A 14,431-nucleotide genomic window follows, 5' to 3' on the forward strand; every position below is an offset into this window, starting at 1 on the left:
GTAGTTGCTCACCACGAGTCCCACACTGCGGTCACTGCTGCTCGGTACCATGACGTTACCTGTCCACACTTTTTTGTCTGCCGTCGCCGCCAGTGAACTGATGGTCGTGCCCCCTAAAGTCGCGGTCGCAGACTGCAGCTCTTTATCAAACTCCAGTCTCACACCAACACTTTGACCAATGGCTTGGTAACCCGGAGTAAAGGTCGCATTGGTAAGGGTTGGTAACACGCCTTCAACCCCCAGAAGCAAACTATCCCCTTTTCCGGGGATAGTGTTTAAGCTCTGGTAACTATTATCATCAACCCGTATCGTTATATTTTTGTTTTCGCCGACTGGACTTAAGTACTTAACCGTCCAAGTAATATTGTCAGTTGTCGCCCAAGTTTCTTGTTTCAGCTGACCAATACCCCCACTATCACTCGCAGTAAGTTTTACATCTGAGAAGTCAAAATCTTTGACTTCTTCAGAAAATTTAAACGTTAGAGTCGCCTCTTCCCCTCCTGCGAGAGGGGGAGTAGCTGATGTCGAGATTGCTAGTGTCGGAATTGTCGCTGCCTCAACTTTCGCGCTAATCGTACGTTCAGCGCTTTGATTTGCTAGATCATTGGCGCTCACATTGAACGTATAGCTCCCCGGCGCAAGAAGATAGTGGAATACATAAGGATCCGACTCATTAGTAGGCTTTGTGACTGATTGAGGGTTAAAGCGTCCGCTACCATTATCTGCAAATGAGCTGACCACATTTAAATTCTTGTCAGCGACATATGCTGTGACATCTAGCTGATATCTACCGTTGTCAGGAACCTGGGATAGCTGAGTCGCACTTGCTATCGACACCGTTGGTAGCTCATGGTCAACAATGGTAGGAATGCCTGTATCATCGTAATTACCATTGAAGAGTTTGAAACTCTTCACTTGTCTACCAATAGAATCCGTTACGGTCATCTTAAAGGTATAAGCAGCTTGATCATTAACCGTAAAGTTCATCGTGCCATTAGCACTTGATGAGTTAATGTTACCTGCATACTTCAAGCTGTCTCCAGTGCTTGGGACTAGCTCTAAACTATATTGGGAAGCACTTACGCCTTCCTTATCTACCGTCGTAATAGTATAAGGTTGGTTGTTCTTTTTCAGTAATAGCTTGCCACCTTCTAATGACGTAACGCCTTCAAAACTTACCGTAACTTCCGGTGTCTTAATATCGATAGTTTTAGACGCTGTTGTGGTCAAGTTCACTTTATCAGTCGCTGTTATGTCCACCTTTATGCTGTCAAGACCTTCTAACATCGATTTATCTATCTCAAAGTAATCCATATCAGTCAGTTTTTCTTCTTCAAATGATGGATTGAGAACTTTGTATTTAACCTTAGCTAGACCACTTACCTCATCTTTAATGTTAAATCTGAAACGAATTTTGTCGGCCCCTGACTGAGTAATAAATACCTCATCGCCAATAGTAGGTGGTGAATTGTCAACTTTGACATTGATGCTATCACTACTTGTGTTTGACCAGACGTCGATTGCAGAAATACTAACATTCAAAGTTTTACCGTCAGTATCTTTAGACAACTGGGTAGAGAACGTCGAACAATCATATCCAGCCAGATCCCCTGGGCCACACACCTCAATTGGGGTGAACATGGAGCGGTTATCTTTAAAGTTATAAGACTCACTACCTACAGTAGCTGTTAAGTTGTCTAACTTAGAATTATCGTTTCGCTTAATTTTAAATGACACACTAAGTTTCTGACCATCAATCACTGAATCGGTCTGAGGGCTTAGAATGTCAACTGTAGGCTTACCAGACGGAAGTAACAACGCCAAGCTATGATCAGCAGCTACATTCCCAGCGATGTCACTCAAGTTTTTAACTTTGTAATCGTGACTAGAACTCAAACCATCAATAATGTCATCGTATTTTTCCTTGTAAGTACATGACGTCTTACCTTCTGTTTGCGTAGTACAGGTTTGAGGAGTAAAAGCCATATTTCCACGGTTTCTGACTAGTTTAGGGTACGCATTCTGATCTGAGATGTTTACGCCAGATAGCTTATCTTCAAAGTCTAATGAGAATTCCAGTGTTTTGGTTGTACCATCCTCAGAGTCAACAGACACTTCATTGCCAACAAATTGGTATGTGTCCCCGTGTTTCACAACTGGTGGTTCAATATCTACCATCTCAAAGCGGAATTTGGATACTGTAGATTTGTCATTTGTTCCAATAGTTCTTGTTATCAGGACTACAGGAATGTCAGACATATTACGGTCGCTTTTAACAGTACAAGAGTAAGGTTCTTGAGGGTTATCAATAATTCCCGAGTACGCGTAACTATCAGATGGTGCGTTATCCGAAGTGTAGTTTTCTCTCACCCAACACTCTAAAGTCTTAGCTTTTACTTCTCCAACAGGATTAAACGTTACCGATAATTCTGGACCAGAGATATGACTTTGGAACGGGTTCGGCGTTGCTACAGTAAGGGCGACACCTTGTCTTTGCACGCTCATCGTTTTAGTAAAGTCATTAACTTTACGATCAGACTCCGCGTTATATTTCACGTTATTGAAAACCTTAATTCTAAGGTCGTACCTTCCATCTTCTGGAAGGTCTGCAGGCGACAATTCAGCCTGATACTTACCTTTCGAAATCTCTATGAAAGCAAGATCGGAAGACTGCGGTTGAGCAGAGTGTTTATAAGTCGCCTCAATTTTATCAATACCACTTACGTCCTCTACTTCCATCGTCACGACGACTGGAACGTCACGAGTAATTGCACCATCAATATTCGTCTGATCATCTTTGTACGCTAACGCATAAGACTTAATACTAGGCATGCTGTTGTGAACTTTAACTTTAAAGTCAGACGTAGAAGTATTTCCTCGAACATCGTTACCTTTTAGACGCACCCAGTTATCACCATCTTTCAAGTCACCCAAAGGTAACTTCAACGTCTCGCCGATTTTTGTTCCTGTTTCAGTCTGAGGTGGGATATCTGTATACGTCCAGTATTCCAAGCTCTCTTTGTTCACACCAGCCAATGAAGGTACACCTTCTTTATCAAGGTCTTCAGCAATCACGTCAAATACATATTTACCAAGGTAGTAAATATCCTCACGCTCTGGCTTATAGCCATGCAAAGATAACGTAGGGCCTTCTCTATCGAGCAGTATTTTGCTTGGCTGAGACTCAGAGACAAAACCATATTCATCTGTCGCTTTTACAATCAGTTTGACTGATTTATCGTCTGGGTCTAACTGAATTTGATCACTCTGATCAGTCCCAATAGACATTTCAAATGGCTGACTAGGGTTCTTAGGCTCGAGGGTATATAAGGCAGTATCTTTTCCATCCTGCCATAGAGAAACCGTTTTCACTTCTGAATCGTCGGTCACAGAACTGAATCTAATGTTAAATTTACGACCCATTACATAGCTTTCTTTTGAAACTGCGTCGGCAATCCATGGGCTATCTAAAACAATATCTGGGCCTTTATTGTCGACTTTAAACTCAAACTCTCCTTCACTTGTACTCGCAGGGAAAGCGCTGTTCGCTGCGACCACCTTGAACGTATTTGTTTCCTTATAGTCGAAAGCCGAGGGAATCAACCGAACTCTAACGTCAGGCTGTGTTCCGAACAAATAAGGTTCATCACTGGTTGGAGGTTCAACCTCATAGTGCTTCAGGTTAACTAGCTTGCCAGCCCCCGTTTTTAGTAAAACGTCAACTTGCTTACCCGGACTTAATCCCCAGCTAATATCAGGCGTCCAAGCTGCATTTCCGCCTAGACGATTGGAAATCACTTTTCCATTCACAACCGGTGCCTTCGAGTCAATTAATACCTTAAATTTAGGTGCTGATGAAGTGCCATCGGTGACTCTATTACCAAGATGGTCTTCAGCCGATACGGATACTAGCCATTCACCTTGACCTGGGTCGATGACTTTGCCTTGGTCTGCACAACGAGTACCGGTACAGAGTTTGACTTTAAAGAACTCATTCGTGTTGCTAGAAAACAGATCGTGTGTGAATGGGAGTTTCTCCCCGCTTAACTTTGAAAAAGTTAGTCCCCTTTGATCCAACTTATCACCGACTGTATCTTCAATCTTAAACGTCAACTCCTGTACGTAGCTTGCATTCAGATAGACTTCATCAGACTCTATGCCACTCGGTAATATATAACTCGCTTTAGGGTAGTCATTATCGACGTAGAGTGACTGTAAGTGAGGCGCTTTACCATCATAACCATAGGCGTTACCTTGCAAGTCTTTTGCACTGGTTTCCAACGCAAATTCAACAATACCTGGTAAGTTAGTAGACTGAGTATTTAGAGTGAACCCATACTCTTTGCGATAGCTCGAACTCGCTCCGCCTTCTGTAATTTCAAGATCTAAATCGATCGGGGTATTTGGGTCACCTTGCTTGTACCATCTAGTGACAAACTTAGGTTGACTCCCGTCTTTTGTATCGATGCCAGAAGGGTCCTCCAGTATAATTTTTGATTCCAGTTGGCCAGCTACATAACGCTTACTTCCAACAGTGGTTTCTCTGCCACTTTGGATCAAGATGGTCGGCTGAGGAGGAAGCTTATCAATACTTTCTCCTTCTTTATCGAAAATAGGAGTTCCATCCAAATTTGGGTTAGCTTTGGAAATGACATCAGCGTAGGCTTGCGCGACGTTAGACTCTATTCCATTGCTCGTCATAATATCGTAGTAATGTTGAGCCAAATGCTTTCGGTATGTATCAGGCCCGAACTCATAGAGATCAAGTACAATCTGGCGATTACCCGCCCCCATGCCATTGGCTTTACCGTCATAGCTAAAGTCATCATAGACCGCTGACGAGAAGTCCACAGAATTGTATAACGGTGTTTGTTGCGCCAATTTCTCAAACCCTTCAACTAGGAAACGATGTAAGTAATCATTGGAAGGGTTCTTAGGAATCGGATTGGCTAACATCTCATTAGTAGCATAGGGTGTAACCGTTGGATCAAAGCCAAAAAACGAATTGTTATAGCGACCCGCCAATGCTTCTTTTACATCATCCAAAATTTCAATGGCGCGTGCAGAAGTTTTTCCACCTGCTGCGAGCTTGTTCCACTGGTAGTCGAACAATCCTGTTTGATAAGTTGACAATTCTGTTAAATAAAATGTCTGCGAACCGTTGAGTTTAAAATAAGCGCCAATGTTAGCGTTATTAAGTTTAACTTCCTGCTTTGCGCTTGGATCGTTTTTCCACTGATAGTAATGTGGCGCAGCGCCCTCGATACCGATGAGCCTTACTCGCATAAAGTCGTAATTGACTAGGTCAGTTGTTGCTTCACAAGAGGCGACATCAAGTTCTGTTTTCGTTTGACTAGTTTGAGTCGTACAACTTGCCAATGATGTAAACTCTCCAGATGGAGCTAGGCCCTCCAACTGTACGCGAGCTCCAATGAATGGCGTCACGACCTTCATCGTTGGCAAGTCAAAACTACTGCGAAAATAGATATTCAGCGGCTGGCTGTCGTTGCCAGCACCATCTTGCGTTTGAATGGTAATCATATGGCTGCTGTTTTCTGACGCGCTCTTAAAACTGGAGCCAAGTATTTCTCTCACGAATGGTACATAGTAGATCATTTCTTCTACTCGACCATTCTCTTTTACAATTGTCTCATGTGGAATATTGGCAGTGCCATCCGCCGCTTTATTCTTGATTTGGTCTTTATACGTATAGTTGCCATCATTTTTGGCGCTTACATAGTATTTAACCGTTAATGTTAAATCGTCTGCACTCGAACCTAGTACTGTACTGCTATTAATGTCGAACACTCTGACACGTAGATAAGGGATTTTGTTTTCTTTCAGCACACTAGGGTTAAAGTTCTTAAAGTCAGTATTAGGAATCGCCTTCTTTATGCCTTCGCTTGCATAGATATAATCGATCTTTAAGTAGTCTTGGCTGGTCTGAACATTATCTTGTGTATAAGTATCTTGATTATAAGGGCCTTCAACGGTGGTTCTTTCTCCAGATACATCGACATGAACAAAGTTCATAGGTGCACCTTCTGGAAACGAGAGATCTTGAGTCGGCTCTTGATCATCCTGACGTACCTCAAAAGGCTTGATTCCTACATTACCTCTTTGGTCTGTCGCGCGAACCTCAAACGAAGTGGATGATAGAAAATCTGAGGTTTTATAGTTGTTGCTAAATTCACAAGCCTTACCCGCACTGGCTGAAACACACTCCAATGCTGTTGGTAAACCTCCTTTAAACGACACCGTCACAGAAGCTAGCTCTTCAGGTGGCTCTTTCACAATACCTTTAAGTACGTAGTCGGTATCTTCCTTCTTGATGGTAGTACTTGAGGTAATTTCAATAACAGGCTCATTGTTATCCCATTTGAACGGAATTAAATGCCCAATATCACTTCCGGCTACCAGTGCGTTGCCTAAAACATCTGATGTATAGGCAACCAAACGAGCACCCGTTATATTTGATAAACCTGTACTGCTATCAACATCAACACTATCAATAGCTGCGGTATCAATATTTACGTTGATTTTGGTTTCACGTAGGCCTGCTTTAAACTCATCAAAGACGATCGAGCAAAACTGACTTCCTGAAGATTGCAAGTCATCACATTGATATTCACTTGACCATGATCCATTCAGTTCATACTGAATATAAACTGACACATCCTTCACACCGACTTCGTCAGTTAAAGCGATAGCAACTTTATCTTTGCCTGCTAACACCTCACTTCCAACTCGGGTAGCACTTGGCGCAGTGGTATCTATCTGAGTTTCATCTCTAGGAGGGATTAGGCCACCGCTGTTTCCATTCGTACCCTGTCCATTCAACTGTTTACTAAATTCAACATAATCATCGCCAGATGTGCCAGATACATTCAGGTCTGGGTTATTCACTACAATTAAAACATGTTGGGAAAGCTCGTTTGTATACACATCACTAGTGATCTTTTTTTGACCAAACGTTGATTTCGTTAGCCCGCCTGTTATTGGGCTGATCTCTTCACCATTGAGCAAGCCGTCAGCAACTACATCTCTATATTGAATATCGGCAAGGTGCATGGAAGTATAGACATTGTCAGAGTTACCATGCTTTTTAATCATGTCGTAAGACAGTGACGAGTAGGCTGTAAGTAAAGCCCCGTACTGGTGTCCTGGAGTTGCGTACCCGCTTTGACCACCTTTGGTGATGTCAATCGGTAAGGTTTCATTGACATTAAAACCATACATTGTGTTCACACTTCCTATCGCGGAAGAAATTGCACTGGAACCTGCTTCACCTTTTGAGATTTTGTACTTTGCTAGACCCGCTGCTATGTTCGTCAATGGAGTGAGCATCAAGCTATGAGTCTTGCCTTCGCTATAATTGATTACTGCATCGAGCTTAAGAACATTGCCATTACTTACTGAAACTGTCTCTTTGGTCAATGGGTCGGTGTATCCTCCCCCTTCAGAGCGAACCAATAATGGACGAGACGATGCTTCAAATTCTAGTTTGTAGTTCCCCACAGAATCTGTGGTTGCACTCGCCAATTTTCTGCCTAGCTTCCCGTCGTCATATTCCCAAACGTTAACTGTTGCACCATAAACTGGAGCATCGAAAACATTTCCGTAAATGATTCCTGTTTCACGAGCGCGAGGGGTATTGTCGCTACCTCCATCACCACCGCCACCACAAGCGGTTAATATTAATGACGCGGCCAGAAGGCTAAGGTAGAGTTTCAGTATATTTTTAGTGAACATAATAGTTTGGCGAAGTGTATTTTTCCGCGATTATATTATCGTCAAAAAATATCTCAACGTGGCAAAAAAACCACTTTATCTGACAAAAAAACTACTTGAACAGTCAAATTCCACATCGCCACCCTGAATAATCCGGTACGTATAATTGTTTAATTAGTTAAAACACACTAATTATGGCTAGACGAGTGTAAAAAATTTTCAAAATATTATAATCCCTATCAACTCTTTCTTAATCCTCAGCCTCAGAATCAATGACTAGCTTAATACTTCGACAAAACAGTAATAATATTGCCTTGGCTCTTTTTGTCACCTCAGTAGCATTGGTTGTAGGTGTTTCCATTACACGATACGCGCTTAGTCCAGATTATGCTCTCGAGGCTCCTAGACACCTGACGGTTGCTGATGAGTACACAGACTCTCTCCCTCGCGCCCTGCCCAAAAGTGAGAGCATCATAACTGGTTCCATCGATTACTCATTTGTTAACTCAATATTAAACTCCGGACTATCAAACAAAGAAATAACCACGTTACTAAATTTAATTGGAGACCAGTTCGATATTATAGGCTCCGTAAAAAAAGGAGACCGATTTGCTATTAAGTTAAATAACAATAATCATAATGAAAGGTCAATCCGTTCTTTTTACTACAGTGGCAGTGAAAGTAATTTTTTTATTAGCGCTAATAAAAACAACGAGGCATTGAATCAATTTGGAGAGAAGGTGGATAGTAAAAACACCTATAAATACCCTCTAAGTAACACCTATAAAGTAAGCTCAGAATTTAGTCTTAAGCGCCTCCACCCAATTACCAATCGAATTATGCCCCATTTAGGGACAGATTATGCTGTTCCTGTAGGGACTCCCATTCATAGTATCGCTGACGGACGTGTAATTAAGTCTCGATACAACCGCTTTGCAGGTCATTACATAAACATCCAACACTCGGATGGCGCAGTATCTAGATATCTTCATCTATCAAAACGATCAGTCCAAACAGGTGACCATGTTTCACAGGGACAAGAAATAGGGCGTTCAGGTAATAGTGGAAGAACAACAGGCCCACACTTGCATATTGAATTGATCCTCAATGGGAAACATGTCAACTTTGAGCGACATACTGCCCCCAATCTTTATACAATAACCGACCCTAAAAAACTCATTGCAACACAGAAAGAACGCACTGAATTAATTCAAGCTCTGTCTCATACAAGACTTGGCCTCCCAAAATCTTAACTTCAGTAATAAGGGTGTAACCAGGTGATAGAGTTCACATTTTTTGCTACCATATCGAGATTATTGATCAGAGAAGCAAGTAGATGGAATGTCGATTAGGCTGCGGTGCATGCTGCATAGCCCCTAGTATTTCTTCACCTATACCCGGCATGCCTAAAGGAAAGCCCGCGGGACAACGCTGTATTCAGCTAAATGAAGATAATCTTTGCAAACTGTTTGGGAAGCCAGAGCGGCCAAAGGTCTGTCACCAGTTTAAACCATGCCCTGTGGTGTGTGGCTCATCAAATCAACAAGCATTAGACAACATCACAGAGCTTGAAAGCCTGACTTGATAAGTAAAGCTTATCATCGTTATAAGGTCTGTTAATTAGTTCTCTAATTTCACTCCAAAGATAATGTATGCCTCATTTCTTTGGAGGTTAAAATGAAAAAACAGCTTAGCTTACTCGTGATTGCTAGCCTTTCTTGTTCGGTTCACGCCACTGAGTTCTTCATCGGTGCAGGTGGTGGCTATCAAGGAGTAAAGGGAGAAGTCAGCGATAGCGAGTTCGGCACGTTCAGCGATAACGCTAAGGGTGGCGCATTCCACATCAGAGCCGGCTTATATTTAGAGGATAACCACCGATTTACTGCCACGATCAACCACATGGTCGACTCTTCACTCTATCGTAACCGTCTAAATGAAGAACCTGAGCACGTAAGTTCAGGTGTCGATCTTGCTCAAACAGAGTACCTGATTTCTTATGATTACCTTCATGCACTAACTTCAGATTTATCTTTATTTGGGGGGGCTACGGTTGGTTTGGTTAACAACCGAGTTGAAATGTCGATTTACAATCGTGATACAGGGGATGGCGCTTCTCACAAAGCCAGTCATACTGACTTCACTTACGGTTTACAAGTTGGTGCGCAATACCAAATTCTTGATAATTTGTCTGCTGATTTACAATACCGTCATATGTTTGAATCATACGACAACACCATTAACTGGGATAGTGGTGAAACAACCAAGGTTTCAATCCCATACAACAATCAGATCAGCCTCTCATTCGACTACCGTTTCTAACGGGTTGTTTCTCACGCGCAATCTAGGGATGGATTGCTATCAAATATCGATTCCAATAAAAAACCGCAGTTTCCCGCGGTCTTATCATTTCATTAAGAAAGCTTCTGCCTACCAAGTAAAGAGTGCGATAGCGTTGTGCCATCAACGAGCTCTAGCTCACCTCCGACAGGGACACCATGAGCAATACGGCTCGCTTGAACTTGATGCTCTCGACAAAGCTCAGCAATATAATGGGCCGTTGCTTCACCCTCAACCGTCGGGTTAGTGGCAAGAATCACTTCACTGATATCTCCGCGACGAAGGCGGAAGTCTAGCGTATCTAAACCAATATCACTAGGACCAATCCCATCTAGCGGTGAAAGGTGCCCCATCAGCACGAAGTAACGACCGGAAAATTGGCCAGTTGCCTCAACCGCTGCAATATCAGCAGGGCTTTCTACCACACAAATCTGACCATTTTCCTGTCTTTTAGGGTTGGTACAGATATGGCACGTCTCTTCTTCAGTGAAAGTTCGGCACTCGCTACAGTGACCAATTTCGGTCATCGCATGGCTTAATGCATCTGCGAGCTGCAAGCCGCCTTTTCTATCACGCTGTAACAAATGAAAGGCCATACGCTGCGCCGACTTGGGGCCAACCCCAGGTAGACAACGTAAGGCCTCCATCAATTGCTCCAGCATATGACTGGTGCGCATTAATTCTTACTCTATTAGAAAGGCATCTTCATGCCTGGTGGAAGTTGCATACCACCAGTTACACCAGCCATTTTCTCTTTTTGAGTTTCTTCAACACGACGTGCTGCGTCGTTGAAAGCTGCTGCAATAAGATCTTCAAGCATTTCTTTGTCGTCTTCCATTAGACTCTCGTCAATGTCAACGCGACGAACACTATGGCTACCTGTAATAGTCACTTTCACTAGGCCAGCACCAGACTCACCTGTTACTTCCATATTAGCGATTTCTTCTTGAAGCTTTTGCATGCGATCTTGCATTTGCTGGGCTTGCTTCATTAGATTGCCCATACCGCCTTTACCAAACATGTTTATCTCTCTGGTTAGTTAGCTTGTTTCGTTATTAGATGGGGCTCAATTAGTAAAACTCAACCCCGACAATTATATTGGTCTCACGCTCTCTTTATCGAGCTGAGCAGCAAAGCGCTTCTCGATAAACTGAACATTCTGATCTTGCTCTAGGCTAGTGAAAGCTTGCTTTAAACGCCCTTGATAGAGCTTATCTCGCAGCTCCAGTGGCGTTTCACCACTCTCTCCTACTTCGACACTTAGGTGGCACTCTTCTCCGAGAACGCGATTGAGCTCACCAAGCAGTTCACTTTGCGCTTTGTCGGTATTCAGATGCGCCTGTGTCGCTCTTAGCGTCAATGAGATAGACGCGCCACTTTTCTCATAATATGAGTTTAGTGCAAGCTGCTCCGTTAGCTTCGCAGTTGTTAGCTGGCTAATCAGTTTCGCCCATTCATTTTTTTCTAAGCTCTCATCTACGAGCTTTTGCACCATCTCTGGTGTTTTCTCATGTTCTAACGCTTTCTTGAGTAACGTTGGCGTTAGCTCTATCGATTCTTTCTGAGTCTGAGGTAAGGTCGGCTTCCATTGATATGGCTCATCCTTAGCTGGCTCAGGTGCTGCATTGAAGTTGGATTGTGACAATGGCGACACCTGCGCTGATCCACCGTGTTTTTTTGCTACACGGTCAAGAACAGACTCTGGTTTTGCAGATGTCGCATTAGCCTTTTTTGGCGTATTACCTTGCCCAGGGTTTAACCCTTTTCTTTGCGAACGTAACTGATGACGTAGACCACTCAAAGGTGAAGAAGTTCGTTCACTCGGCTGCGATGATGGCTGTCTTTGCGGTTGAGCTGCTGGCTGCCCCATATCTGGCTGAGGGGGAACAAACTGCTCACTTGGTGGCATGTATTGCTCAATCGGTGGCTCATCATATTGCGGTGGCTCGTAGCCATAATCCGCAACAGGAGGCACTGCGTTCGCGCTTGGAGCAGGTTGAGAAGCCTGAGGTTGAGGAGTTGATGCCTTAGGTTGAGTACGCAGGGCTGGGTTGACCACAGGAACCGTGTTCACAGGTTTAGGTTCAACAGGAGCAGACGCTTCAGCTTGAGTGCTAATGGCATTCGCTTGCGGCTGGGAGACAGGTCTAAACGCCATCATACGCAAGATAACCATCTCTAACCCCACTCTTTCAGAAGGAGATAGAGGGAGATCTTGTCGTCCCTTTAACGCAATTTGGTAATAAAGCTGAACATCTTGTGGGCTCAATGCACGCGCGAGCAGCTCAACTTTTTCCGCATCTGGCTGGTTTTGGTCTAATGTCGCAGGCAATGCCTGATACATAGCAAGTCTATGCAGTTGTGTCGCTAACTGTTGGAGCAACCCATCCCACTCAACGCCATTTTGTGCCAGAGTTGCAATACACTCCATCGCCGTTTGTGGTTGCTTAGAGCTAATGGCTTCAAGCAAGTGTAGTGCTTGATCGGTATCTAAGGTTCCGAGCATATGTGCGACGCTGTCCGTCAGCACTTGACCATTCCCTAGGGCAATCGCTTGGTCAGACAGGCTTAGCGCATCACGCATACTGCCATCGGCCGCATGTGCGATCATACCTAATGCTCTCGCTTCTGCATCAACGCTCTCGTGCTGAAGAATGTGATCAAGCTGCTCGTGAATATTATCGACGCTGATTGGTTTCAGATGGAACTGAAGACAGCGAGATAAAATAGTCACGGGAAGTTTTTGTGGGTCTGTGGTTGCCAGTAAGAATTTCACGTACTCAGGAGGCTCTTCCAACGTCTTCAATAAGGCGTTGAAACTATGGCGTGAGAGCATGTGAACTTCATCTATCAGATAGACCTTGAATCGACCCCGTGCAGGTTTGTACTGCACGTTGTCGAGAAGTTCACGAGTGTCTTCAACCTTAGTTCGAGATGCCGCATCGATCTCTAGTAAGTCAACAAAACGACCTTCATCGATCTCTTTACAGGTATCACAGACTCCACAAGGCGATGCGGTAATGCCTGTTTCACAATTCAAACCTTTGGCGAACAGACGACCGATAGTGGTTTTACCCACACCACGCGTGCCGCTAAACAAGTAGGCATGATGAAGGCGATTTAGCGCCAACGCATTTTCAAGCGCGGTGAGAACATGGGCTTGACCAACCACTTCGTTGAATTTGGTTGGTCGCCACTTTCGCGCTAAGGCAAGATAACTCATGAAACGATACCTATAAATAACCTACCCGATTAGTGACCTTCAAACTCACAGATGCTGTAAACGTTAAGGCCAAGACCTTCAAGACGTTTATCACCACCAATCTCTGGAAGGTTGATAACGAAAGCTGCGTGCTCAACTTCACCACCAAGTTGGCGAATCAGCTTCGTTGTTGCTTCAATCGTACCGCCTGTAGCAAGTAAGTCATCAACAACAAGCACTTTGTCACCTTCACTGATCGCGTCAACGTGGATTTCAAGCGTGTCTGTGCCGTATTCTAGCTCATAAGACTGAGCAACAGTTGCACGTGGTAACTTACCCGGTTTACGTACTGGTACAAAACCAAGACCAAGCTCTAGAGCCAATGGTGCGCCAAACAGAAAGCCACGAGCTTCAGTACCAACAATTTTGGTAAAGCCCATATCTTTGTACTTATCAACTAACAGCTGAATCGTTGCCTGATAAGCCGCTGCGTCTTCCATTAGGCTTGTTACGTCACGAAATAGAATGCCTGGCTTAGGGTAATCTGGGATGCTTTTAATGCTTGATTTGATCTGTGAGATTGTTTCAGTAGTCATAATTCATTCTTAGATTGGCTAGTTGGCGCATTTTTCTAAACGCTTACCCATTGACTAGCGTAATTCTGAGCACAACCTAACCTCTGGAAATGACTAAAGTAACTGCCACGGTTCATTGTGCCTAAAAAACAAACGCCCACTTCAAAAGCGGGCACACTTCTTCACAATCTTAGTGATTTTCTTCTCTATCGGCAAGGTACTCAGTCACAGGCAGACGAATAAACCAACTGAGTAAAATGATGAGCATCAATACAAGAGCAATCTTTAACCAGAAGTGCGGTACGACCCAAATTGAAAAGGCAAAACTGATGAGTATGCATATCACACCACGCTTTTTGACCTTAGCGGTCACAGCGCCATTTTGATGCCAGTTAGTGAGAATAGGACCAAAGGTTTTGTGCTGATGCAGCCAACGATGAAATTTGGGACTGCTGCGCATGAAGCAAGCGCTAGCAAGAAGAATAAACGGAGTGGTCGGTAGGAGTGGTAAAAAAATACCTATAAAGCCCAGAATTAGGCTGAGCACACCAACAAAATTAAGAAAGAGTCTGCGAATTAAGATGGT

Annotated in this window: 9 protein-coding genes; 3 read left to right on the forward strand and 6 right to left on the reverse strand. The window is 43.7% G+C overall.

Going from position 1 to position 14,431, the window contains the following annotated elements:
• The coding region (locus tag AC5O63_RS21110) for an Ig-like domain-containing protein (protein ID WP_494506158.1) at positions 1 to 7,752 on the reverse strand (7,752 nt) is incomplete at its 3' end.
• A 251-nt stretch (positions 7,753 to 8,003) separates the two neighbouring features.
• Here AC5O63_RS21110 and AC5O63_RS21115 point away from each other — a divergent pair.
• The 3 genes from AC5O63_RS21115 (at position 8,004) to AC5O63_RS21125 (ending at position 10,050) form a co-directional block, all read left to right on the forward strand.
• Entirely contained in the window at positions 8,004 to 8,984 is a 981-nt protein-coding gene (locus AC5O63_RS21115; RefSeq protein WP_494506159.1) for a peptidoglycan DD-metalloendopeptidase family protein, read from the forward strand.
• A gap of 83 nt (positions 8,985 to 9,067) precedes the next feature.
• Entirely contained in the window at positions 9,068 to 9,316 is a 249-nt protein-coding gene (locus AC5O63_RS21120; protein ID WP_494506160.1) for a YkgJ family cysteine cluster protein, read from the forward strand.
• Between the two features lie 92 nt (positions 9,317 to 9,408).
• Positions 9,409 to 10,050 (forward strand): outer membrane beta-barrel protein, encoded by a 642-nt coding sequence (locus tag AC5O63_RS21125; RefSeq protein WP_494506161.1) that lies wholly within the window; start codon positions 9,409 to 9,411, stop codon positions 10,048 to 10,050.
• A gap of 92 nt (positions 10,051 to 10,142) precedes the next feature.
• On the opposite strand, the gene recR is transcribed toward AC5O63_RS21125, so the two are convergent.
• From recR to AC5O63_RS21150, 5 genes are all read right to left on the reverse strand, one after another.
• Positions 10,143 to 10,745 carry a recombination mediator RecR gene (gene recR, locus AC5O63_RS21130; RefSeq protein ID WP_004748325.1) on the reverse strand — a complete coding sequence of 201 codons (603 nt, stop codon included), beginning with the start codon at positions 10,743 to 10,745 and terminating at the stop codon, positions 10,143 to 10,145.
• A gap of 14 nt (positions 10,746 to 10,759) precedes the next feature.
• On the reverse strand, positions 10,760 to 11,089 hold the full coding sequence (locus AC5O63_RS21135) for a YbaB/EbfC family nucleoid-associated protein (protein ID WP_004748326.1): 330 nt from the start codon (positions 11,087 to 11,089) through the stop codon (positions 10,760 to 10,762).
• Between the two features lie 72 nt (positions 11,090 to 11,161).
• Positions 11,162 to 13,291, reverse strand: a complete 2,130-nt coding sequence (gene dnaX, locus AC5O63_RS21140) for a DNA polymerase III subunit gamma/tau (protein ID WP_494506162.1) — start codon at positions 13,289 to 13,291, stop codon at positions 11,162 to 11,164.
• A gap of 29 nt (positions 13,292 to 13,320) precedes the next feature.
• Positions 13,321 to 13,866: an adenine phosphoribosyltransferase gene (apt, locus tag AC5O63_RS21145; protein ID WP_004748330.1), complete on the reverse strand. Its 546-nt coding sequence runs from the start codon at positions 13,864 to 13,866 to the stop codon at positions 13,321 to 13,323.
• A gap of 169 nt (positions 13,867 to 14,035) precedes the next feature.
• The gene (locus AC5O63_RS21150) at positions 14,036 to 14,428 is read right to left on the reverse strand and encodes a YbaN family protein (RefSeq protein WP_038197396.1); all 393 of its coding nucleotides are present in this window, start codon (positions 14,426 to 14,428) and stop codon (positions 14,036 to 14,038) included.
• Positions 14,429 to 14,431: the final 3 nt, after the last annotated feature.

The organism is Vibrio sp. SCP2, assembly GCF_059295395.1.